Source organism: Mycolicibacter arupensis (assembly GCF_002086515.1).
GTDB classification, from domain to species: Bacteria; Actinomycetota; Actinomycetes; order Mycobacteriales; family Mycobacteriaceae; genus Mycobacterium; species Mycobacterium arupense.
The window spans coordinates 118,867-141,767 of the sequence record NZ_MVHH01000004.1 but is presented as its reverse complement, the minus strand read 5'-3'; the positions used below and the strand labels follow the sequence as shown (position 1 = coordinate 141,767).

General features: G+C 67.7%; 21 protein-coding genes and 1 pseudogene. 21 read left to right on the top strand and 1 reads right to left on the bottom strand.

Annotation, left to right across the window (positions count from 1 at the left end; all coding sequences use genetic code 11):
- Window positions 1-31: 31 nt before the first annotated feature.
- The 11 genes from BST15_RS03855 (at window position 32) to aroQ (ending at window position 10,367) form a co-directional block, all read left to right on the top strand.
- Window positions 32-442, top strand: coding sequence for a YjbQ family protein (locus BST15_RS03855; RefSeq protein ID WP_046187996.1), 411 nt, complete (start codon window positions 32-34; stop codon window positions 440-442).
- Window positions 443-526: 84 nt separating this feature from the next.
- Window positions 527-3,211: an alanine--tRNA ligase gene (gene alaS / locus BST15_RS03850; RefSeq protein WP_046187997.1), complete on the top strand. Its 2,685-nt coding sequence runs from the start codon at window positions 527-529 to the stop codon at window positions 3,209-3,211.
- Window positions 3,208-3,741: a Holliday junction resolvase RuvX gene (gene ruvX / locus BST15_RS03845; protein ID WP_046187998.1), complete on the top strand. Its 534-nt coding sequence runs from the start codon at window positions 3,208-3,210 to the stop codon at window positions 3,739-3,741. Before alaS ends, ruvX begins: the two co-directional genes overlap by 4 nt.
- Window positions 3,734-5,008, top strand: a complete 1,275-nt coding sequence (locus BST15_RS03840) for an endolytic transglycosylase MltG (protein ID WP_046187999.1) — start codon at window positions 3,734-3,736, stop codon at window positions 5,006-5,008. The genes ruvX and BST15_RS03840 overlap by 8 nt, the downstream gene beginning before the upstream one ends.
- Window positions 4,986-5,822 (top strand): shikimate dehydrogenase, encoded by an 837-nt coding sequence (locus tag BST15_RS03835; RefSeq protein WP_046188000.1) that lies wholly within the window; start codon window positions 4,986-4,988, stop codon window positions 5,820-5,822. The genes BST15_RS03840 and BST15_RS03835 overlap by 23 nt, the downstream gene beginning before the upstream one ends.
- A gap of 10 nt (window positions 5,823-5,832) precedes the next feature.
- A complete protein-coding gene (locus BST15_RS03830) occupies window positions 5,833-6,261 on the top strand; it encodes a prepilin peptidase (protein WP_046188001.1) in 429 nt (142 codons plus the stop codon).
- Window positions 6,262-6,417: 156 nt separating this feature from the next.
- A complete protein-coding gene (locus BST15_RS03825; protein ID WP_234708197.1) occupies window positions 6,418-6,822 on the top strand; it encodes a hypothetical protein in 405 nt (134 codons plus the stop codon).
- 123 nt (window positions 6,823-6,945) lie between these two features.
- Window positions 6,946-8,172, top strand: a complete 1,227-nt coding sequence (gene aroC, locus BST15_RS03820; RefSeq protein ID WP_083070813.1) for a chorismate synthase — start codon at window positions 6,946-6,948, stop codon at window positions 8,170-8,172.
- A gap of 55 nt (window positions 8,173-8,227) precedes the next feature.
- On the top strand, window positions 8,228-8,833 hold the full coding sequence (locus tag BST15_RS03815; protein ID WP_046188002.1) for a shikimate kinase: 606 nt from the start codon (window positions 8,228-8,230) through the stop codon (window positions 8,831-8,833).
- A gap of 5 nt (window positions 8,834-8,838) precedes the next feature.
- Window positions 8,839-9,936 carry a 3-dehydroquinate synthase gene (aroB, locus tag BST15_RS03810; protein ID WP_046188068.1) on the top strand — a complete coding sequence of 366 codons (1,098 nt, stop codon included), beginning with the start codon at window positions 8,839-8,841 and terminating at the stop codon, window positions 9,934-9,936.
- Window positions 9,933-10,367 (top strand): type II 3-dehydroquinate dehydratase, encoded by a 435-nt coding sequence (gene aroQ / locus BST15_RS03805; protein WP_046188003.1) that lies wholly within the window; start codon window positions 9,933-9,935, stop codon window positions 10,365-10,367. Before aroB ends, aroQ begins: the two co-directional genes overlap by 4 nt.
- Here the strand turns inward: aroQ and BST15_RS03800 are convergent.
- The gene (locus tag BST15_RS03800) at window positions 10,343-11,044 is read right to left on the bottom strand and encodes a B-4DMT family transporter (RefSeq protein WP_198528280.1); all 702 of its coding nucleotides are present in this window, start codon (window positions 11,042-11,044) and stop codon (window positions 10,343-10,345) included. The two genes, aroQ and BST15_RS03800, sit on opposite strands and share 25 nt — an antisense overlap.
- 33 nt (window positions 11,045-11,077) lie before the next feature.
- On the opposite strand from BST15_RS03800, the gene BST15_RS03795 reads away from it, so the two are divergent.
- The 10 genes and pseudogenes from BST15_RS03795 to BST15_RS03750 all read left to right on the top strand — a co-directional run bounded on the left by BST15_RS03795 (window position 11,078) and on the right by BST15_RS03750 (window position 22,900).
- Window positions 11,078-12,199, top strand: a complete 1,122-nt coding sequence (locus BST15_RS03795; protein WP_046188004.1) for a M24 family metallopeptidase — start codon at window positions 11,078-11,080, stop codon at window positions 12,197-12,199.
- A 15-nt stretch (window positions 12,200-12,214) separates the two neighbouring features.
- Entirely contained in the window at window positions 12,215-12,778 is a 564-nt protein-coding gene (efp, locus tag BST15_RS03790; protein ID WP_046188005.1) for an elongation factor P, read from the top strand.
- 2 nt (window positions 12,779-12,780) lie between these two features.
- Window positions 12,781-13,320 (top strand): transcription antitermination factor NusB, encoded by a 540-nt coding sequence (gene nusB, locus BST15_RS03785; RefSeq protein ID WP_046188006.1) that lies wholly within the window; start codon window positions 12,781-12,783, stop codon window positions 13,318-13,320.
- Window positions 13,321-13,359: 39 nt separating this feature from the next.
- Window positions 13,360-16,098: an aminotransferase class I/II-fold pyridoxal phosphate-dependent enzyme gene (locus BST15_RS03780; RefSeq protein ID WP_046188007.1), complete on the top strand. Its 2,739-nt coding sequence runs from the start codon at window positions 13,360-13,362 to the stop codon at window positions 16,096-16,098.
- Window positions 16,099-16,270: 172 nt separating this feature from the next.
- On the top strand, window positions 16,271-17,011 hold the full coding sequence (locus BST15_RS03775; protein WP_046188008.1) for a GntR family transcriptional regulator: 741 nt from the start codon (window positions 16,271-16,273) through the stop codon (window positions 17,009-17,011).
- Window positions 17,008-17,235, top strand: coding sequence for a 4Fe-4S dicluster domain-containing protein (locus BST15_RS03770; protein ID WP_046188009.1), 228 nt, complete (start codon window positions 17,008-17,010; stop codon window positions 17,233-17,235). Before BST15_RS03775 ends, BST15_RS03770 begins: the two co-directional genes overlap by 4 nt.
- A 24-nt stretch (window positions 17,236-17,259) precedes the next feature.
- Window positions 17,260-18,621, top strand: coding sequence for an ABC transporter substrate-binding protein (locus tag BST15_RS03765; RefSeq protein WP_046188010.1), 1,362 nt, complete (start codon window positions 17,260-17,262; stop codon window positions 18,619-18,621).
- Window positions 18,618-19,466, top strand: a complete 849-nt coding sequence (locus BST15_RS03760) for an ABC transporter permease (RefSeq protein ID WP_046188011.1) — start codon at window positions 18,618-18,620, stop codon at window positions 19,464-19,466. Before BST15_RS03765 ends, BST15_RS03760 begins: the two co-directional genes overlap by 4 nt.
- A complete protein-coding gene (locus BST15_RS03755) occupies window positions 19,463-20,194 on the top strand; it encodes an ABC transporter ATP-binding protein (RefSeq protein ID WP_046188012.1) in 732 nt (243 codons plus the stop codon). Before BST15_RS03760 ends, BST15_RS03755 begins: the two co-directional genes overlap by 4 nt.
- Window positions 20,191-22,900, top strand: a pseudogene (locus tag BST15_RS03750) (fumarate reductase/succinate dehydrogenase flavoprotein subunit). The gene BST15_RS03755 and the pseudogene BST15_RS03750 overlap by 4 nt, the downstream one beginning before the upstream one ends.
- Window position 22,901: the final 1 nt, after the last annotated feature.

The following is a 22,901-nucleotide window of genomic DNA, read 5'->3' as shown; positions in this document are numbered from 1 at the left end:
CGAGGGGAGTTGCGGCACCTACCCTGGTGTCATGAACACCGAAGTGCTCGACGTTGACACCGCACGCCGTCGCACCGTCGACCTCACCGAGCCGCTGCGTTCGTTCTGTGCCGGACACGGCGATGGACTGTGCAACGTCTTCGTGCCTCATGCGACCGCCGGGGTGGCGATCATCGAGACCGGTGCCGGCTCGGATGCTGATCTGGTCGACACCCTGGAGCGGCTGCTGCCGCGCGACGACCGGTACCGGCATGCGCACGGCTCGCCGGGGCACGGGGCCGATCATGTGCTGCCGGCCATCGTCGCGCCATCGATCACGGTGCCCGTCGCAGACGGTGAGCCGTTGCTGGGCATCTGGCAGTCGGTTGTCCTGGTGGACCTGAACCGCGACAACCCTCGGCGCAGTGTCCGACTGACCTTTGTGGGCGCCGGCGCAACCTGAGGATCCTTGCCTGCCGAGAACACGATCGGCAGCCCGGTACTGTAGTGCCGTCTAAACGGGCGAGACGGCGGGAATCGATAGATAGTGCAGACACACGAGATCAGGAAACGCTTCCTCGATCACTTCGTGAAAGCGGGCCACACCGAGGTGCCGAGCGCGTCGGTGATCCTTGATGACCCCAACTTGTTGTTCATCAACGCCGGCATGGTGCAGTTCGTGCCGTTCTTCCTGGGCCAGCGCACCCCGCCCTATGCCACCGCCACCAGTGTCCAGAAGTGCATCCGCACCCCGGACATCGATGAGGTGGGCATCACCACCCGGCACAACACCTTCTTTCAGATGGCAGGCAACTTCTCGTTCGGCGACTATTTCAAGCGCGGAGCGATCGAGCTGGCCTGGACTTTGCTGACCAACAGCGTCTCCGACGGTGGTTACGGGCTGGACCCGCAGCGCCTGTGGGCCACCGTCTACCTCGACGACGACGAAGCCATCGCGCTGTGGCAGGACATCGCGGGATTGCCGCTGGAGCGGATCCAGCGTCGCGGCATGGCAGACAACTACTGGTCGATGGGCATCCCCGGGCCGTGCGGCCCGTCTTCGGAGATCTACTACGACCGTGGGCCCGAGTTCGGTGTCGACGGCGGCCCGGTGGCCAACGAGGACCGCTATATCGAGATCTGGAACCTCGTGTTCATGCAGAACGAGCGGGGCGAGGGAACCTCCAAGGAGGACTTCGAGATTCTCGGCCCGCTGCCGCGCCAGAACATCGACACCGGGATGGGAGTGGAGCGGGTCGCGTTCCTGCTCCAAGGCGTCAACAACGTTTACGAGACCGACCTCGTCCGCCCGGTCATCGACCTGGTCGCCACCCGCGCTCCGCGTGGCTACGACACCGGCAACTCCGCCGACGATGTCCGCTATCGGATCATCGCCGACCACTCGCGTACCGCGGCCATCCTGATCGGTGATGGCGTGAGCCCGGGCAACGACGGCCGCGGCTACGTGCTGCGCCGGTTGCTGCGCCGGGTGATCCGGTCGGCCAAGCTGCTGGGAGTCGAGGGCCCGATCGTCGCTGACCTGATCGGATGCGTGCGCGACACGATGGGCCCGTCGTACCCCGAGCTGGTCACCGACTTCGACCGGATCGCCAGGATCGCGGTCGCCGAGGAGACCGCGTTCAACCGCACCCTGGCATCGGGATCCAAACTTTTCGAGGACGCTGCGGCGGCCACCCGTTCGGCCGGTGTCACCGTGCTCTCGGGCAGTGACGCGTTCACCTTGCATGACACCTACGGATTCCCGATCGAGCTCACCCTGGAAATGGCCTCCGAGGCCGGGTTGCAGGTCGACGAGTCCGGCTTCCGTGCCCTGATGGCCGAACAACGCCAACGCGCCAAGGCCGACGCCGCCGCCCGCAAACACGCACACGCCGACCTGAGCGCCTATCGGGAGCTGATCGACTCTGGACCCACCGAGTTCACCGGGTTCGACGAGCTCACCACCGATGCACGCATCCTGGGCATCTTCGTCGACGGGCGGCGGGTGCCGGTGGTGTCCCACGAGGACGTTGCCGCCGACAACATCGAGCTGGTCTTGGACCGCACGCCGCTCTACGCCGAAGCCGGTGGGCAGATCGCCGACGCCGGGACGATCAGTGCCGGAACGGCACGGGCCGCGGTCACCGACGTGCAGAAGATCGCCCAGACGCTGTTTGTGCACCGGGTGACTGTGGAGTCCGGGGAGTTCGTCGAGGGCGACACCGTCACCGCTGCCGTCGACCAGGCCTGGCGCAGGGGTGCCACGCAAGGCCACTCAGGTACCCACATGGTGCACGCCGCACTGCGGCAAGTATTGGGGCCGGGCGCCGTTCAAGCGGGTTCGTTGAACCGGCCAGGTTATCTGCGATTCGACTTCAACTGGCAGGGCGCGCTCACCGAGGAGCAGCGCCAGCAGGTCGAAGAGGTCACCAACGAGGCGGTACAGGCCGACTTCGAGGTCCACACCTACATCGAGGATCTGGAGAAGGCTCGTTCCATGGGTGCCATGGCGATGTTCGGCGAGAAGTACCCCGATCGGGTACGGGTCGTCGAGATCGGCGGCCCCTTCTCGATGGAGCTGTGCGGTGGTACGCACGTCCACAACTCCGCGCAGATCGGCCCGGTCACCATCCTGGGTGAATCGTCGGTCGGTTCGGGGATCCGCCGCGTTGAGGCCTACGTCGGGTTGGACTCGTTCCGTCATCTGGCCAAGGAGCGGGCGCTCATGGCCGGTCTGGCCTCTTCGCTCAAGGTGCCCTCGGAGGAAGTGCCGGCTCGGGTGGCCACCTTGGTCGAGCGGCTGCGGGCTGCGGAGAAGGAACTGGACCGGGCCCGGCTGGCGACAGCGCGAGCAGCTGCGGCGAATGCTGCTGCCGGCGCCGAACACATCGGTAACGTGCGCCTGGTGGCGCAGCGAATGTCCGGCGGTATCGACGGTGGCGACCTGCGCTCACTGGTCGGCGACATCCGCGGCAAGTTCGGCGAAGAGCCCGCGGTGGTGGCGCTGATCGCCGACGGACAGGACAGCGTTCCCTACGTGGTCGCCACCAACGCCGCCGCGCAGGACCTCGGTCTACGCGCGGACGAGCTGGTCAAGGAGCTGGCGGCGGCGGTGGCCGGTCGCGGCGGCGGCAAGGCGGACCTGGCGCAGGGCTCCGGTAAGGACTCCTCCGGAATCGACGCCGCGCTGGCGGCGGTCCGCGCGGCGGTCGCCCGGAGCGCTCCGGCGTGACCCCGGCCCACCATCGCACCCCGGACCGTCCAGGCGGGCCGGACGATCCCGGCCGAGGGCGTCGACTCGGGGTGGATGTGGGCAGTGTGCGTATCGGGGTGTCCTGCAGCGACCCTGATGGCCTGTTGGCGACTCCGGTGGAGACGGTGCGGCGGCACCCATCCGGTTCGCACCTGCGGCGGCTGGCTGATCTGGCCGACGAATATGACGTCGTCGAAGTGGTTGTGGGATTGCCCCGGACACTGGCCGATCGGGCTGGATCGGCCGCAGAGGATGCCACTGCGATGGCCGACGACCTTGTTCGAATGCTGGCCAAGCGTGGCCGACGAGCCCCGGTGCGGTTGGCCGACGAGCGCCTGAGCACCGTGAGCGCGGCACGGGACCTGCACGCGGCAGGGGTGCGGTCCAAACGTCAACGTTCGGTGATCGACCAGGCCGCCGCGGTGACGATCCTGCAGAGCTGGCTCGACCAGCGCCGGGCCCTGATCGCACCGGCCCCGGCGGTGCCGACGGAGGACAACGGTGTCTGACGAACAACGCGGGACGGCCTATGACACCGACGGGCGGAAGGCGCGACCCACTGCGGTGGGGCCGCCGCGGCGCCGGATGAGCCGGACACAGCGGGCTCGGGAGAGCCGGCGGCAGCGCCAGCACCACCGAAACCGCCGGATGGCGCGCGGCCTTGGCGTCGCGCTGGTCGCGCTGGCCGCGATCGCAGCGGTCTTCCTGGGCTCCAGGTACTGGCATGCCGGCGGCCCGGGGCTCGACTTCACCGGTGACGGTGGCCAGCAGGTCTTGATCGAGGTGAACGAGGGAGACTTCACCACCGCGATTGCCGAAACGATGCTTGAGGCCGGCGTGATCGCCAACGTCGGGACTTTTCTGTCCGCGGCCCAAGGCAATGCCGACATTGCCGCAATCCAGCCGGGCTTCTACCGGCTGCGGGCACAGATCCCGGCCGCCACCGCAGTGCAGCAGCTCGTCGATCCGGAGAATCGGGTGGGCAAGCTGGTGATCCCGGAGGGGCGTCAGCTCGACGACACCGCCGACATGAAGACCGGGCGGGTCACCCCAGGGGTGTTCTCACTGATCGCTGAGGCGAGCTGTCTGGACCTCAACGGCGAGCGCACCTGCCTGAAAGCCCAAGACCTGCGCCGCGCGGCGGAGACCGAGTCGCCCCAGGCGCTGTCCGTACCGGAATGGGCGCTGGGCCCGGTCACCACCTTGGGCGCTGACCATCGCCGCATCGAGGGCTTGATCATCGCGGGCACCTGGAACGTCGACCCGACAGCACCGGCGCCGACGGTGCTGGCGAAACTGATCAACCAGAGCAGCACCGAACTGGACAGATCCGGCCTGCCCACCACCGCCGAGCAGGTGGGCATGACGCCCTACGAAATGCTGGTGGTGGCGTCGCTGGTTCAACGTGAAGCCCTGCCGCACGACTTCGCCAAGGTGGCACGGGTCATCGACAATCGGCTCAGCGAGCCGCAGCGGCTGGAGTTCGACTCGACGGTCAACTATCCGCTGGACCGCCAGGAGGTGGCCACCACCGACGCCGATCGGGCCAAGGTCACGCCGTGGAACACCTACGCCTCCGACGGTCTGCCGGCCACCCCGATCTGCTCACCGGGGATGGACGCGCTGCGTGCCGCCGAGCATCCCGAACCCGGCGACTGGCTGTACTTCGTGACGATCGACAAGGACGGCACCACGTTGTTCACCCATAACTATCAGCAGCACCTGAGCAACATCGAGTTGGCGCTGGACAACGGTGTCCTCGACAGCTCCCGCTGATCTCGGGCCCCGCCGCGCCGCGGTGCTGGGCTCGCCGATTGCTCACTCCCGATCTCCGCAGCTGCACCTGGCCGCCTACCGCGCGTTAGGCCTGCACGACTGGACCTACGAGCGCATTGAGTGCGGTGCTGAGGAGCTGCCGGCGCTGGTCGGCGGGTTTGGGCCGGAATGGGTCGGTGTATCGGTCACCATGCCGGGCAAGTTCGCGGCCTTGGCCTTCGCCGACGAGCGAACCCGGCGCGCCGAACGCATCGGTTCGGCGAACACCCTCGTCCGTACCGCGAACGGTTGGCTGGCCGACAACACCGACGTCGACGGCGTCAGTGGAGCGCTGCGTTCGGCGGCGCCGGTGTCGGGGGCGGCCATCGTGCTCGGTTCGGGCGGTACCGCGCCGGCCGCGGTGGTTGGTCTGGCTGAGCTGGGGGTCGGTCACATCACGGTGGCCGCCCGCAATGCCGACAATGCCGCCAGGGTGGTCGAGTTGGCCACCGATGTCGGTGTGCAGGCCCGCTTCTGCGCGCTCGACGATCCCGCACTCGGCGAGGCGGCACAGGTCGCATCGGTTCTGGTCAACACCCTGCCGGCCGACGTTGCCGCCCGTTACCTAGGTGCCTTGGCGGGAGTTCCGGTGGTGTTGGACGCGATCTATGACCCGTGGCCGACCCCGCTGGCCGCTGCGGTGAGCGCCGCGGGCGGCACGGTGGTCAGTGGGCTGCAGATGCTGTTGAACCAGGCGTTCACGCAGGTGGAACTGTTCACCGGTCGGCCTGCGCCCCGCGCGGAGATGACTTGCGCCCTCGCCGACCCGGCCTGAACATGACGGCGTGGACGAGGCGGCCGCGGGCTTGGTGCTGGCCTGGCTGACGCTGCTCAGTTGCTACGACATCCGCCAGCACCGGCTGCCGAACTGGTTGACGCTGCCGGCCGCCGTGATGGTGCCGGTCGTGGCGGGCGCGGCGGGCCGGGGACCCGCCGCATTGACGGGTGCTGCGGTCCTGGCCGGGGTCTACCTGCTGGTGCACCTGATCGCACCGGCGGGAATGGGTGCCGGTGACGTCAAGTTGGCCGGAGCTCTTGGCGCGCTGACCGGGGCGTTCGGCGCGGACGTGTGGGTGCTGGCCGCCGTGGCGGCGCCCCTGCTGACCGGGTTGTGGGGGCTCGCCGTCGTGCGGGGTGGCCGTGGGACCCGAGTGCCGCACGGGCCCGCGATGTGTCTGTCCAGCGCGATTGCGGTGGCCCTGGCGATGAGCTGACCAGCCAAGGGATCAGCCGGTGGCCGACAATGAGCTGAGATACAGCAAATTAACGTCGGATGTGATCTTGCCAGGAAACGTTTGCCGCTCAGGCCATTATCAGGTAATATCGAGAGTAATGAACTGCTGACCGGTGTCTAGCCAAAGGGGGTGACCGTGAAGCGATCCGTGATCGGTGCCACCGCCGCGGCTGCCGTTGTCGTCGGCGGGACTCTGCTGGCCAGCACCATGGCTTCGCCGTCTCTGCCTGACGTTCAGGTTCCGGCCATTCAGTTGTCCAGCGCCGAAGGGAACGACGCCACCGTACAGTGGCTGGACCTCTTCGCGCAGACCTCATCGGCCAACGCGGACGCGTTCGGCGGCTACCTGCTGGATCCCAGCGCCGCCGCCGGTCCCGGGGAGGCTCCCTTGGTCCTGATCGATCCGCAAAGTGCCGCTGAGGATTTTGATCAGATCCTCGATGGTGTGGTCGGTCACGCCGGCAGTCAGCTCAACGCGGTCACTTCGCCGGCTAACGGGCCCGACGCCGTCACCTACCTGATCCTCAAAAACGGTTCCTGAACCGGCTGTACCTCGTCGCGGGGTGGCCGGGCGAACCGAATTCCGGTCGTCGCTGCACTGAGCGTCCGCTGCGCGCGACCTTAACCTCCTCCAGGCCCGGACGGGCCTGACCGGCATGGGAAGATGGGTCACGTGTTGCGTTGGATAACCGCCGGGGAATCACATGGTCGCGCGCTGGTCGCCATGGTCGAGGGCATGGTCGCGGGAGTGACCGTCACCTCGGCCGACATTGCCGCCCAGCTGGCCCGTCGGCGCCTGGGCTACGGTCGCGGGGCCCGAATGAAGTTTGAGGCCGACGCGGTCACCGTGCTGTCAGGTGTGCGTCATGGCGTCACCCTCGGTGGCCCGATCGCGGTGGAGATCGGCAACACCGAATGGCCCAAATGGGAAACGGTGATGTCCACCGATCCGGTGGACCCAGCTCTGCTGGACAGCGAGGGTGGAGCACGCAATGCCCCGCTCACCCGGCCGCGGCCCGGCCATGCCGACTTCGCCGGCATGCTCAAGTACGGGTTCGACGACGCCCGCCCGGTGCTCGAACGTGCCAGCGCACGGGAAACGGCGGCGCGGGTAACCGCAGGCACGGTCGCCCGGGCGTTTCTGGACCAGGCGCTGGGCGTCCAGGTGATCTCCCACGTGATCTCCATAGGTGCCTCCGAACCCTACGACGGTCCGGTGCCATCCCCGGCCGACCTGGCCACGATCGACGCCAGCCCGGTGCGCGCCTTCGACGCGCGCGCCGAGGAATCCATGATCGCCGAGATCGAGGCCGCCAAGGCCGACGGTGACACCTTGGGCGGGGTGGTTGAGGTGGTGGTTTCCGGCCTGCCGATCGGGCTGGGTTCCTTCATCAGCGGTGATGACAGACTCGACAGCCAATTGGCTGCCGCGATCATGGGCATCCAGGCGATCAAGGGCGTCGAGATCGGCGACGGCTTCACCACGGCCCGGCGGCGCGGCAGCTTAGCCCACGACGAGATGTACCCGGGGCCCGACGGGGTGGTGCGTTCCACCAACCGGGCCGGCGGCCTTGAGGGTGGCATGACCAACGGCCTGCCGTTGCGGGTGCGCGCGGCGATGAAACCGATCTCCACCGTGCCGCGGGCCTTGGCCACCGTCGACATGGCAACCGGTGGGGAAGCCGTCGCGATTCACCAGCGCTCGGACGTGTGTGCGGTACCGGCCGCCGGTGTGGTGGCCGAGGCCATGGTGGCACTGGTCGTGGCTCGGGCCGCGTTGGCGAAGTTCGGCGGCGACTCGCTGGCCGAAACCCGCCGCAACATCGAGGCCTACCGCCGTTCGGTGGACGACCGCGTGCCGGCGGGCGACCAGGATCGGGCATCGGGGTAGGCGCTGTGCGTACGCCGCCTTCTCCTCATCTCTGCGTTGCCCCTCGGCGGCGGCGGTGACGCCCAAGGCGGTTCTGGTGGGGTTGCCCGGGGCGGGCAAGTCCACCATCGGGCGACGTTTGGCCAAGGCCCTCGACGTGGAGATGCTCGACACCGATGCGGCCATCGAGGCCCGCACTGGCCGCACCATCGCCGACATCTTCGCGACCGAGGGCGAGCCGGAATTCCGTCGCATCGAGGAAGAGGTCATTCGGGAGGCACTTGCCGAGCACTCCGGGGTGCTGTCGCTCGGTGGCGGAGCCGTCACCACCCCCGGGGTGCGTGACGCGCTGGCCGGTCACACCGTGGTATTCCTGGAAATCACTGCGGCCGAAGGTGTTCGACGCACCAGTGGCAGCAACGCCCGGCCCCTTCTGGCCGGTCCCGGCCGAGCCGAGAAGTTCCGTGAGCTGATGTCACAGCGGGTGCCGCTGTACCGTCGCGTGGCCACGATCCGGGTCAACACCAACCGACGCAATCCCGGCGCGGTCGTCCGCTATATCGTGTCTCGGCTGGAGACCGCGGAATCCGCCGCTGAGCCGCAGCAACCTGTGGCGCCCACACCCGCCGCACCGCCCACACCCGCCACCTTGGCCGCACGACAGACCGGAGGACGCAAGTGACCGAGATACCCGAGCCGATCACCGTGACGGTGGCCACCGAACCGCCGTACCCGGTGGTGATCGGCACCGGCCTGCTCGGTGATCTGGCAGGTCTCCTCGCGGGACGCAACAAGGTCGCGATCCTGCACCAGCCGACGCTGGAGGCGACCGCCGAGGGGATTCGAACGTATCTGGCGGACAACGGGATCGAGGCGCACCGCATCGAGATTCCCGACGCCGAGGACGGTAAGTCCCTGCAGGTGCTCGGGTTCATCTGGGACGTGCTTGGCCGCATTGGCCTGGACCGGCGGGACGCACTGGTGAGTCTGGGCGGCGGTGCAGCCACCGACGTCGCAGGCTTTGCCGCGGCGACCTGGTTGCGCGGCATCTCTATCGTGCACGTGCCCACCACGTTGCTGGCGATGGTGGACGCCGCGGTCGGCGGCAAGACCGGCATCAACACCGACGCAGGAAAGAACCTGGTCGGAGCGTTCCATCAGCCGGCCGGCGTCATCGTCGACCTGGCCACGCTGGCGACCCTGCCGCAGCGCGAGATCGTTGCGGGCATGCCGGAGATCGTCAAGGCCGGCTTCATCGCCGACCCGGTGATTCTGGACCTGATCGAGGCCGACCCGGTAGCGGCGATGGACCCGGCGGGGGAGGTGCTCGGCGAGCTGATCAGGCGCGCCATCACCGTCAAAGCCGAAGTCGTGGCCGCCGACGAGAAAGAGTCGGACCTGCGCGAAATCCTCAACTACGGGCATACCCTGGCCCACGCGATCGAGGCGCTGGAGCACTACCAGTGGCGCCATGGCGACGCGGTTTCGGTCGGGTTGGTGTTCGCCGCGGAGCTGGCGCGCATCACCGGACGTCTCGATGACGCGACCGCGGATCGGCATCGCTCGATCCTGCTGTCGCTGGGACTTCCGGTCAGTTACTACGAGGACGCGCTGCCGGCCCTGCTGGAATACATGATGGGTGACAAGAAGAATAGGGCCGGCGTCCTGCGGTTCGTGGTGCTCGACGGACTGGCCAAACCCGGCCGTTTGGAAGGCCCCGACCCGATGCTGCTGGCGGCCGCCTACGACGAGGTCGGGCGGCGATTCCGATTGGAGCGTCGATGAACCGGATCAACGTCATCAACGGCCCCAACCTGCAGCGTTTGGGGCGCCGCGAACCTGCCGTCTACGGCAGCACCAGTTACGCGGATCTCGAGGCGCTGATCGCGCGGGAGGCCGCCGAACTCGGGGTCGACGTCCTGGTGCGCCAGAGCGACAGCGAAGCCGAACTGCTGGAGTGGATTCACGCTGCCGCCGACGCCGCTGAGCCGGTGATCCTCAACGCGGGCGGTCTGACTCACACCTCGGTGGCGTTGCGCGACGCCTGCGCCGAGCTGCCGGCACCGCTCATCGAGGTGCACATCTCCAATGTGCATGCCCGCGAGGAGTTTCGCCGGCACTCCTACCTGAGCCCGGTGTCCAACGGGGTGATCGTCGGACTCGGGGTGCGCGGCTACCTGCTCGCGCTGCGCTACTTGGCCGAGTCGTCGGACTGAGTCTCGGCCTCGCCGGCGTCGTCGATCACGGGGAACTCCGTGGTGACATCGGCATCGGCCGGGAACTCTTCGGTGGTGAAACCGGCCGAGGGGCCGCCCAGTGTCGCGTCAGCGGCGGGAGCGGCCACCGCTTCGGTCTGCACGGCGCCGGTCTCTTCGGCGACCACTGCGGGCGCTCCGACCGTGGCGAACACGTCGGTCTCGGGCTGGCTCTGCGCGGCCGCGTCCGCCACGGGACGGCGTTCCGGGTGCTTCTCGTACTCCTTGTCGACGGCGCGGCGGCCCAGTGCCACCGCCGCCACCGCCACCACGAACACCAGCAGTGCGGTGAAGGCCGCGAAGCTGGTCAGCTCATTGAAGAACGAGCTGACGTAGAGCGCCTTGTAGAACTGGCCGATGAGCCACGCGACGAATCCGCTGAGCAGGCCGGCCGCCAGTCCGGCACCCAGCCAGGTCATGGCGAGGTCGTCGCGGCGGTCCGGGTCGGCGTGGGCCTTGGCGTCCTCGCGGCCGTCGGAGCGGCCCCAGATGTACACGCCGATTGCGAACAAGATCATCAACACCAGGCTGATCAGACCGGCCTGCGCCTCGAAGGCGTTGATCAACACCCCCTGGATGAGGCGGATCACGACCATCAGTGCAGCGAAGACCAGCCCGCGCAGAAACCACTTGCTCATGGGGCCACAGCGTAGCGAGTACCGTCACACCGCGTGACACATTCCTCCCGTCGGGCGCGTCTGAGTGCCGAGATCCGCGCCGCTGGACTGGACGCGATGCTGGTCACCGACTTGATCAACGTGCGTTACCTGTCGGGATTCACCGGTTCGGCCGGCGCGCTGCTGGTCTTTGCGGACGAACAACCCCCGGTACTGGCCACCGATGGCCGCTACCGCACCCAAGCCGCTCGGCAGGCGCCTGATGTGCAGGTCGCGATCGAGCGTGCCGGTGCGCGCCATCTGCTGGCGCAGGCCGTGGCGGCCGGGGCTCGCCGCGTGGGTTTCGAGGCCCACGTGCTGACCGTGGACGGCTTCGACGCCCTCACGGCGGCTATCTCGGCGGACCACGCGGTCGCCGGCACGGACAGTCGTGCCGAGCTGGTCCGGGCCTCAAACACGGTGGAGGCATTGCGGGAGGTCAAGGACGCCGGGGAAGTGGCCCTGTTGCGGTTGGCCTGCGAAGCGGCCGATGCCGCTCTGGTGGAGCTCGTGGAGCGCGGCGGCCTGCGGCCGGGTCGCTCTGAGCGTGAGGTCCGCCGGGAGCTCGAGGCCCTGATGCTGGATCACGGTGCGGACGCGGCGTCGTTCGAGACGATCGTGGCCGCGGGCCCCAACTCGGCGATTCCGCACCACCGGCCCACCGATGCCGTCCTGGCCGCCGGCGACTTCGTCAAGATCGACTTCGGCGCCCTGGTCGCGGGTTACCACTCCGATATGACCCGGACGTTTGTGTTGGGACCGCCGGCGCAGTGGCAGCGGGAGATCTACGAGGTGGTCGAAGCCGCGCAGCGAGCCGGTCGAGAGGCGCTGCGACCGGGAGCGCTCCTGCGTGAGGTCGATGCCGCTGCGCGCATGGTGATCGCCGAGGCGGGCTACGGCGAGACCTTCAGTCATGGCCTCGGTCACGGGGTGGGCCTGCGAATTCATGAAGCGCCCGGAATCAATGCGACGGCCGACGGTACACTGCTTGCCGGTGCTGTGGTGACCGTAGAGCCCGGCGTCTATCTTGCTGATCGTGGCGGGGTCCGTATCGAGGACACGCTCGTGGTCGCTGATACCGCCGGGCAGGCCCCGGACCTGCTGACTCGGTTCCCCAAGGAACTGACCATTCTCTAGGAGACGTGAACGACCGTGGCTTCAACCGCTGATTTCAAAAACGGGCTGGTGCTGGTGATCGACGGCCAGTTGTGGCAGATCACCGAATTCCAGCACGTCAAGCCCGGCAAGGGACCGGCCTTCGTGCGCACCAAGCTCAAGAACGTGGTGTCGGGCAAGGTCGTGGACAAGACCTACAACGCGGGCGTCAAGGTCGAGACCGCCACCGTGGACCGCCGCGACGCTACTTACCTGTACCGCGACGGCAACGACTTCGTGTTCATGGACAGCGAAGACTACGAGCAGCACCCGTTGCCCGAGTCGCTGGTCGGCGACTCGGCGAACTACCTGCTGGAGAGCATGCTGGTGCAGATCGCCTTCCACAACGGCGTGCCGCTGTACCTGGAGCTGCCGGTCAGTGTCGAGCTGTTGGTGGCCCACACCGAGCCTGGTCTGCAGGGCGATCGCTCCAGCGCGGGCACCAAACCGGCCACCATGGAGACCGGTGCCGAGATCAACGTGCCGCTGTTCATCAACACCGGAGACAAGCTGAAGGTCGACACCCGCGACGGCAGCTACCTGGGACGGGTCAACTCCTGACCATGCCCGCTGGCAAGCCGGTTAAAGGCCGGCACCAGGCCCGTAAGCGTGCCGTCGACGTGATCTTCGAGGCCGAGGCCCGGGGGCTGACCCCGGCCCAGGGCGCGGAACTGCGCACCGCGCTGGCACGTGAGCAGCCCGACGTGTCGGCGCTGCATCCGTACACCATCACGGTGGCCAACGGTGTCACCGCCCACAGCGCTCATATCGATGACCTGATCACCTCGCACCTGCAGGGCTGGAAGCTGGAGCGGCTGCCGGCGGTGGACCGTGCGATTCTGCGGGTCGCGATCTGGGAGCTGCTGCATGCCGTCGACGTTCCGGAGCCCGTCGCCGTGGACGAGGCGGTGAAGCTCGCCAAGGAGCTGTCGACCGACGAGTCGCCGAGCTTCATCAACGGCGTGTTGGGACAGGTGATGTTGGTGACACCGCAGTTGCGGGCCGCGTCGCTGGCGGTCAGGGGGGCCACCGCGCCTCTCGACACCGATTCCGGCACCGACACCGACACTGCGGAAGAGCCGGACGCCGACCCAGCGGACTGAATCGGCCCCGCGCCGCCACCGCACGGGCACACTTGCCCTATGAGTGAGGGCTGGGACGCACCGAATCGGAGACTGCGTGTGTCGGCGTTGGCGGCGGTGGCCAACCCGTCGTACTCGCGGGTCGATACCTGGAACCTGCTCGATGACGCCTGCCGGCAACTGGCCGAGGTCAACCGGGCCGGTCTGGACACCGCGCATCACGTTGCGCGGGTGCGACGCCTGCTGGACCGCCTCGGTGCGTACGAGCGGTACTGGCTGTTTCCCGGCGCGGCAAACCTGGCTGCGTTCCGCGCACACTTGGACTCGATGGCGACGGTGTCCCTGTCCGAGCGGGTTTCGCTGGCGGTGCGGTTGCTGTCCGACTATGGGGATCGGGCCGCGCTGTTCGATCTCGGCCTGCCGCTGTCTGATCAGGAACTGGTGGCACAGGCGCGCCAGCAGCAGTTCTATACGGTGCTGCTGGCCGACGACTCGCCCCCGGACGTTCCCGAGTGCCTGGTGGAAAGCCTTCGTCGGCTCCGCCGGCCCGATGACGAAGTGCAGATCGAGCTGCTGGTGGTGTCCAGCGTTGAAGACGCGGTCACCGCCGTCGCGCTCAATGGCGAGATCCAGGCCGCGATCGTGCGACACGACCTGCCGCTGCGCTCCCGTGACCGGGTTCCGTTGATGACCACGCTGTTGGGCGCCGACGACGGGGCCGGTTCTGTCGGCTGCGGCCGCGACGCCATCGAGTGTGGTGAGTGGATGCGGCTGCTGCGCCCGCACATCGATCTGTACCTGCTCACCGACGAATCGATCGCCGCCGACACCGACGATGAGCCGGACGTCTACGACCGAAGCTTCTATCGACTCAACGACGTCACCGACCTGCACAGCACGGTGCTCGCTGGCATTCGAAAGCGTTACTCCACACCGTTTTTCGATGCCCTGCGCGCCTATGCAGCCGAGCCGGTGGGGCAGTTTCACGCGCTACCGGTGGCCCGTGGTGCCAGCATCTTCAACTCGCGTTCGCTGCAGGACATGGGGGAGTTCTACGGACGCAACATCTTCATGGCCGAGACGTCATCCACCTCCGGCGGCCTTGATTCACTGCTGGACCCGCACGGCACCATCCGCGTGGCGATGAACAAGGCCGCAAAGACCTGGAACGCCCAGCACACCTACTTCGTCACCAACGGAACCTCGACCGCCAACAAGATCGTCGTTCAGGCCCTGACCCGGCCCGGTGACATCGTGTTGATCGACCGGAACTGCCACAAGTCGCACCACTACGGGCTGGTGTTGGCCGGGGCATATCCGCTGTACCTGGACGCCTACCCGCTGGCGCCGTACGCGATCTACGGGGCGGTGGCTCTGCGCACCATCAAGCGTGCGCTGCTCGACTTGGAGGCCGCCGGCCAGTTGCACCGGGTCCGCATGTTGCTCCTGACCAACTGCACGTTTGACGGTGTCGTCTACAACCCGCGCCGGGTCATGGAGGAGATCCTGGCGATCAAGCCGGACATCTGCTTTCTGTGGGACGAGGCGTGGTACGCGTTCGCCACCGCGGTGCCGTGGGCCCGGCAGCGCACCGCGATGGTCGCCGCCGAAGGGCTGGAGACCACGCTGGGCTCAGCCCAGTACGCCAAGGACTACCAGGCGTGGCACGAGGGCATGGAGGGGATCGAGCGCGACCAGTGGAGCGAGCATCGACTGCTGCCGCACCCCTCGGCGCGGGTGCGGGTGTATTCGACCCATTCGACCCACAAGTCGTTGTCGGCGTTGCGGCAGGCGTCGATGATTCACATCAGGGACCAGGACTTCAATGCGCTGGCCAGGGAATCATTCGCCGAGGCGTTCTTGACCCACACGTCGACCTCGCCCAATCAGCAGCTTTTGGCGTCCTTGGACCTGGCGCGCCGGCAGGTGGACATCGAGGGCTTCGACATGGTCCGCCGGGTTTACGACATGGCGCTGGTGTTTCGCCACCGGGTCCGCAAGGACCGTTTGATCAGTAAGTGGTTCCACATTCTTGACGAGAGCGACCTGATCCCCGACCGATTCCGCCAGTCGGCGGTCAGCTCCTACCGCGAGGTGCGCCAGGGGGCGCTTGCCGAATGGAACGAAGCATGGCGATCCGACGAGTTCGTGCTCGATCCGACCCGGGTCACGCTGTATGTCGGCAAGACCGGGATGAACGGCTATGACTTCCGCGAGAACATCTTGATGCAGCGGTTCGGAATTCAGATCAACAAGACATCGATCAATTCGGTGCTGCTGATCTTCACCATCGGCGTCACCTGGTCCAGCGTGCACTACCTGCTCGATGCGCTGCGCCGGGTCGCGGGGGAGCTGGACCGGGCCTGGACCGCGGCCAGCAACGACGATCGGGCGCTGCTGCGGCGCCGCGTCACCGAGATCACCGAAGACCTGCCGCCGCTGCCGGACTTCAGCGCGTTCGCGCCCGAGTTCCGTCCGGGCGGCGACAGTCCCATCGGCGATATGCGTGCGGCCTTCTACGACGGTTACGAGGAGTCTGATCGCGAGCACGTGCTGCTCGGCGATGCCGGTCGCCGTGTCGCCGACGGCAAGATGTTGGTCTCGAGCACCTTCGTTGTGCCGTACCCGCCGGGCTTTCCCGTCTTGGTGCCCGGTCAGGTGATCTCCAAAGAGATCCTGTACTTCCTGGCCGAACTCGATGTGAAGGAGATTCACGGCTATAACCCCGAGCTGGGGCTGGCGGTGTTCACCCCGGAGGCGCTGGCCCGGTACGGGCAGGCACCCGGCGTCGCCGATTAGCCTCACCGCGATTGTTACCCCGGCCACGGGCACTGCGGCGGCGCAATGCGCCCACACCGGGAGGTTTCTGCTGGCAGCCAGCAGCGGGTGGGTGGCGCAATGCGTTTCACCGCCCGATCAGCGGAATTCGCAGCTCTGGGGTCGCCGAGGTACCGGCCCTTAGCGTGTCTGCATGGCCGAAGCCCACGTCGCATCGCAGCCGATCCGCCGTGCGGATCGGGCCCGGCAGGTCGCCGACGTGCTGCGCCATCAGATCCATGCCGGCGCCTACGACGACGGGTTGCCCAGCGAACCGGAACTGGCCACTGAGTTCGTCGTCTCCCGCAATATCGTTCGCGAGGCGTTGGCCGCGCTGAAGGCCGAGGGACTGATCCATCGCGGGCCGCGAACCGGCACCCATGTGGCTCAGCACAAATACGATCACGGACTGGACTCACTGCGCGGCCTGCAGGAGACCTTCGACGCGCAAGAGGTGCGCAACGAGGTGCGGGTGGCCACGACGGTAAGCGCCCCACCGTCGGTCGCCCGCCGGCTCGGACTCGGCGCCGGTACCCAGGTGGTCTTCATCGAACGACTGCGCTACCTCGGTGATGTGCCGCTGAGCCTGGACCAGACCTATCTTGCGCCCGATATTGGCGCTGCCGTGTTGGCCCATCCTTTGGAGTCCACCGACGTGTTCCCGCTGATCGAGCAGATCAGCGGCCAGCGCTTGGGCGATGCGGCCTTGGCTCTGGAGGCGATTCCGGCCGACCCGCACACCGCGGCCATCCTGCAACTTCCCGGCGGCGCGGCCCTGCTGATGTTGGAACGGCTCACCAGCTTGGAGGACGGCCGGCCCGTCGATCTCGAATACATCCGGATGCGCGGTGACCGCGTCACCATGCGCGGCACCCTGACAAGGAGCTATCTATGACGCTGGTCAACGGCCGTACCGATGTCCCCGTGACGATCGATGAATCGCTGTGCATCTCCGGCTGCACGCTGTGCGTGGACATATGCCCGCTGGATTCCCTGGCGATCAACCCGGAGAACGGCAAGGCCTTCATGCACGTCGACGAGTGCTGGTACTGCGGACCGTGTGCGGCGCGCTGTCCGACCGGCGCCGTCACCGTCAACATGCCCTATCTCATTCGCTGAATACATTGACCATCAAGGTGTTTCATGAAGAGATCCCTCATTCTGCTGACCACCGGCGTTCTCGTCCTGGCCGGATGCTCGCTGGATTCCACGAGCGCGGGTAATTCCGTCGACGTGGTGGTGGGTTATCAGTCCAAGACCATCAACACCGCGACCGCCGGCACACTGCTGCGGGCCCGCGGCTACTTGGAGCACCGGCTCGCCGACATCACCAACCGGACCGGAACTCGCTACCGAGTCGACTGGCAGGACTACGACACCGGGGCGCCGATCACCGCGCAGATGCTCGCCGAGAAGATCGACATCGGCTCGATGGGGGATTACCCCATGCTGGTCAACGGCGTCCGAACCCGGGCCAACGAGCAGGCCCGCACGGCGCTCGTTTCGGTAACCGGTTACCACCCCGCCGGCGCCCTGAACATGGTGGTGGTGTCGCCCGACTCCCACGCAGACACGCTGGCCGACCTGGCCGGCACTAAGGTGTCGGCCAGCGTGGGCTCGGCCGGCCACGGCACCCTGCTGCGCGCACTGGCCAGCGCCGGAGCGGGCGTCGAGGTACTCAACCAGCAGCCTCAGGTGGGCGCCTCAGCGCTGGAATCCGGTCAGGTCCAAGGCCTGTCGCAGTTCGTGGCCTGGCCCGGATTGTTGGTGTATCAGGATCGGGCACGGCTGCTCTATGACGGCGCCGAACTCAATTACCCGACCCTGCACGGGGTGGTGGTGCGCCGACGCTATGCGCACGCCCACCCGGAAGTGCTCGACGCATTCCTGCAAGCCCAGCTGGACGCCACCGACTTCCTCAAACATAAACCGTTGGAGGCGGCCCGTATCGTCGCCGAGGGCAGCGGGCTGCCGCAAGAGGTCGTCTACCTCTATAACGGGCCGGGCGGCACCTCGTTCGATGCGACTCTCAAACCGCAGCTGGTCGCCGCCTTGAACAACGACGTGCCCTACCTCAAGTCGATCGGCGACTTCGCCGAGCTGGACGACTTCGACGTGGACGAATTCGTCGACGACAAGCCGCTGCGCGCCGCGTTCGATGCGCGAAAGCTGGACTACGACAAGGCGGTCGATCAGATCGACAAACCCACCACGGTCGGCGGCGAGATCTGGCTGGACGGATCCGAAACCACCGTTATGGTGCCGGATTCCGACGCGCTGTTGGATGCCGTGCGGGCCGCGACCGCCCGCGGCGATCACCTGCGGGCCGCCTATGTCAATGACGCCGAACTGGGGACTCGGTGGTTCGCCGACAAATCGGTGTGGGTCCGTGACGGTACGCACTACCTACCCTTCGACACGACCGCCGGGGCGCAGCGCTATGTCGCCGCGCATCCGGGTGGCGTCGTGCTGGACTACCGGCAGGCCCTGGCGGGTGCGGCGTGACGGCGGTCCTCGCCGGCGCCCCGGCGGCGTCTGCTCCGGTCGGCGCCATACCGCGCCGGGCCCGGACCCTAAGGTGGTCCTGGCTGCTGCGGCTGGCCTCGGTAGCGGCCGCACTAGGGCTGTGGCAGGCGCTGACCGTCGCCGACGTGCGGTGGTGGCTGCGGTTCGACACCCTGCCGACCGTCGATGAGGTCTTCACCACGTTGGTGCGCCGGTTGGGCACCGAGGCTTACTGGCTGGATCTGGCCCAGTCACTGATCCGGATCCTCACCGGCTTCGGTCTGGCCGCGACGGTCGGGGTCGCCACCGGAATCCTGCTGGGCAGATCGCGGGTGGCCGCCGACGTCGTAGGCCCGCTCACCGAACTGATCCGGCCCATCCCGGCCATCGCGCTGGTTCCGGTCGCGATCCTGCTCTTTCCGGCCAGCGAACAGGGCATCGTGTTCATCACGTTCCTGGCCGCCTTTTTCCCGATCCTGGTCAGCACCCGGCACGCGGTGCGCGCACTGCCCACACTGTGGGAGGACTCGGTCCGCACCCTGGGCGGCGGACGCTGGGATGTGTTGAGCCAGGTGGTGATTCCGGGCATCCTTCCCGGGGTCTTCGGCGGCCTATCGGTCGGCATGGGTGTGTCGTGGATATGCGTGATCTCCGCGGAGATGATCTCCGGGCGCCTCGGCATCGGCTATCGCACCTGGCAGGCCTACACCGTGCTGGCCTACCCGGACGTGTTCGTCGGCATCATCACCATCGGCGTACTGGGGTTCGCCACCTCGGCTGCGGTGGAGACGGTCGGGCGGCGGCTGACCCGCTGGCTGCCGCGCAGTGCGGAGAACGGGCGATGACGGTCGGCATGAGTTTGACACTGGACCGGGTCCGGCTGTCCTACACCGACTCTCCGGTTATCGACGAGCTGAGCCTGGCGGTGCGTCCCGGCGAGATCCTGGTGTTGACCGGCCCATCCGGCTGCGGCAAGTCGACAGTGCTGCGCGCCCTGGCCGGGTTACTGCTCCCTGATCAGGGGCAAGTGCTGGCCGACGGCGCCGAGGTGAGGACCACCTCGCGGGACCGCGGCGTGGTGTTTCAGGACAACGCGCTGCTGCCGTGGCGTTCGGTCCGCTCCAACATCGAGCTGGCGCTGCGACTGCGCGGTGTACCGCGCACCGGGCGGCGCGCCGAAGCCGACCGGTGGATCGCTGAGCTCGGGCTGACCGGCTTCGGCGACTATCTGCCGAAGAGCCTCTCCGGGGGGATGCGGCAACGGGTTCAGCTGGCCCGCGGCCTGGCCGGCGCACCTCGTGCGGTGATGATGGACGAACCGTTCGGGGCGCTGGACAGCGCCACCCGCGCCGCCATGCAGGCGCTGCTGATCGACACCTGGCGATCCCACCCGACCACGATCGTGTTCGTCACCCACGACGTCGACGAGGCACTGGCACTCGGTGACCGGGTCGCGGTGCTCGGGCGTGCCGGAGAGCCACTGCGGGCCCTGGTCGACGTCCCTGAACCACGCAGTGGCCGAGCCGAACCCGGACTGCGCGCCGCCATCCTCACCGCATTGGAGCACTCATGACGTTGGCGCCCCTGCAGATCCCGGATGCCGCCACACCGCAGCGGCTGGACTGCGACGTGCTGGTGATCGGCGGGCACCGCCGGCACTATGGCCGCGCTCACCGCCGCCGAGCACGGCGCGCAGGTGCTGCTGCTGGAAAAGGCCCACGTGCGCCACTCCGGGGCGCTGGCGATGGGCATGGACGGCGTCAACAACGCCGTGATCCCCGGCAAGGCCGAGCCCGAGGACTACGTCGCCGAGATCACCCGCGCCAACGACGGAATCGTCAACCAGCGCAACATCTATCAGACCGCCACCCGCGGCTTCGCGATGGTTCAGCGGCTGGAACGCTATGGGGTGAAGTTCGAGAAGGACGAACATGGTGAGTACGCGGTACGTCGGGTGCACCGTTCCGGCTCCTACGTGCTGCCGATGCCCGAGGGCAAGGACGTCAAGAAGGCGCTCTACCGGGTGCTGCGGCAACGCTCGATGCGGGAGAAGATCCGCATCGAGAATCGGCTGATGCCGGTGCGGGTGCTCACTCGCGACGGCCGGGCGGTGGGGGCCGCCGCATTGCACACCCGCACCGGCGAATTCGTGGCCGTCGGCGCCAAGGCGGTAATCCTGGCCACCGGGCCGTGCGGTCGCCTCGGGCTGCCCGCGTCGGGCTACCTGTATGGCACCTACGAGAACCCGACTAACGCCGGCGACGGCTACTCGATGGCCTACCATGCCGGCGCCGAGCTGTCCGGCATCGAGTGCTTCCAGGTGAACCCGCTGATCAAGGATTACAACGGACCAGCCTGCGCGTATGTGGCCAACCCGTTCGGCGGTTATCAGGTGAATTCGCTGGGGGAGCGATTCGTCGACTCCGACTACTGGTCCGGTCAGATGATGGCCGAGGTCAAGTCGGAGATCGACTCCGCGCGCGGGCCGATCTATCTCAAGGTGTCGCACCTGCCCGACGAGACGCTCTCGGCGCTGGAGAACATCCTGCACACCACCGAGCGGCCCACCCGGGGAACCTTTCACGCTAACCGCGGTCACGACTACCGCACTCACGACATCGAGATGCACATTTCCGAGATCGGTTTGTGCTCGGGGCATTCCGCCTCGGGAGTGTGGGTCGACGAGAATGCCCGCACCACGGTTGCCGGCCTGTACGCCGCCGGCGACCTGGCCTGTGTGCCGCACAACTACATGATCGGCGCCTTCGTGTTCGGCGACCTCGCCGGCGCGGATGCGGCAGCAACGCTGAATGAGGTCACGGCGCCGGCGGAGCTGCCGGCCGACCAGCTCGCCGAGGCTCACGAGCTGATCTATCGCCCGTTGCGCCATCCTGACGGTCCTCCGCAGCCGCAGGTGGAGTACAAGCTGCGCCGGTTCGTCAACGACTATGTGGCGCCGCCGAAGTCGGCTGCCAAACTGTCGCTGGCGGTGCAGACCTTTGAGCGGATGCGCGGTGAGATCGCCGAGATGGGCGCCCGCAGCCCGCACGAGCTGATGCGCGCCGTCGAGGTGTCGTTCATTCGTGATTGCGCGGAGTTGGCCGCCCGGTCATCGTTGACTCGTACCGAATCCCGCTGGGGTCTGTACCACGACCGCGCCGACCTGCCCGGTCGTGACGACGCGCAGTGGGGCTACCACCTCAACGTGCGCAAACGTGCCGACGGTGCAATGGAATTCCTCAAGCGACCGGTCGCCCCCTACTTCGTGGCCGTGCCGGAACTGGACGGGTTGCCGCCGACCGACCAGTCCGTGCATGCGGTGCCGCAGCCCCCGCTGCTGGGCGGTTCGGCTCCGGCGACCGCGAGGTCGCGGGTTGCGGCTCCGGCCGCGGTGCACCCGCCGTCACCCCGGATCGCGGCGGTCGTCGCGCTGGAGGAGCCGACGTTGGCTGATTTGGCCGGATACCTCGGTGATCCCGATCCGGCGGTGCGCCGTACCGCGGTCGCCGCGTTGAGCGAGCACACTCCGGACGGCTATGCCGCCGCGCTGTTCGGCGCGCTCGCCGATTCTGACTCCTCGGTACGCCGGACCGCTGCCGACGGTGCGCGTGAGCTGGTCGAAGTGGTCGGGGATCCGGAGTTGGCCGGTACACAGTTGAACTCGCCGGATCCGGTGGTGCGGGCCTGCGTGGTGTACCTGTTGTCCAGCCGGCGTGTCGGAGACTCGGCGGACTACCGGGCCGCACTGGCCGACTCCGACCATCGGGTGCGCATCGAAGCAGTGCGCGCACTGGTCTCAGTCGACGACGCAGCGACGGTGGCAATCGCCGCAGCCGACGGCAATCGGGAAGTGCGCGTCGCCGCGGCCAATGCCTTGTCGACGTTGCGGGCCGGTGCCGATACGGTGCGAGTCCTGATCGGAGATCCGGACCCACTGGTGCGAGCCGCGGCGCTGGCCGCGCTCGGCGAGATCGGCTGCGGGCCTCAGGACCTCGCCGTGGTGTCACCGGCATTGCGCGAGTCGGCGTGGCAGGTTCGGGTTGGCGCGGCCCGTGCCCTGGTCGGCGGGCCAGCCGACGCGGCTGTGCCATTGCTGACTGTGGCACTGGAGGACCCGCATCTTGACGTGCGCAAAGCCGCCGTGCTGGGGCTGACTCGCTGGGCCGGATCCGATGTCGCGGCCCGCGATGCGTTGGGGTTCGCGCTCAAGGACAACGATGCCGACGTTCGCGCGTATGCGCGTCGGGCCTTGCAGGAAGAACCCGGTTCACTACGCTGAC

Coding starts and splice junctions, on each gene's coding strand:
- aroQ (WP_046188003.1), top strand. CDS start 9,933: ATGAACCGGATCAACGTCATCAACGGCCCCAACCTGCAGCGTTTGGGG.
- BST15_RS03775 (WP_046188008.1), top strand. CDS start 16,271: ATGGCCGAAGCCCACGTCGCATCGCAGCCGATCCGCCGTGCGGATCGG.
- BST15_RS03755 (WP_046188012.1), top strand. CDS start 19,463: ATGACGGTCGGCATGAGTTTGACACTGGACCGGGTCCGGCTGTCCTAC.
- BST15_RS03800 (WP_198528280.1), bottom strand. CDS start 11,044: ATGAGCAAGTGGTTTCTGCGCGGGCTGGTCTTCGCTGCACTGATGGTC.
- BST15_RS03765 (WP_046188010.1), top strand. CDS start 17,260: ATGAAGAGATCCCTCATTCTGCTGACCACCGGCGTTCTCGTCCTGGCC.
- BST15_RS03855 (WP_046187996.1), top strand. CDS start 32: ATGAACACCGAAGTGCTCGACGTTGACACCGCACGCCGTCGCACCGTC.
- aroC (WP_083070813.1), top strand. CDS start 6,946: ATGGGTCACGTGTTGCGTTGGATAACCGCCGGGGAATCACATGGTCGC.
- nusB (WP_046188006.1), top strand. CDS start 12,781: ATGCCCGCTGGCAAGCCGGTTAAAGGCCGGCACCAGGCCCGTAAGCGT.
- BST15_RS03770 (WP_046188009.1), top strand. CDS start 17,008: ATGACGCTGGTCAACGGCCGTACCGATGTCCCCGTGACGATCGATGAA.
- BST15_RS03780 (WP_046188007.1), top strand. CDS start 13,360: ATGAGTGAGGGCTGGGACGCACCGAATCGGAGACTGCGTGTGTCGGCG.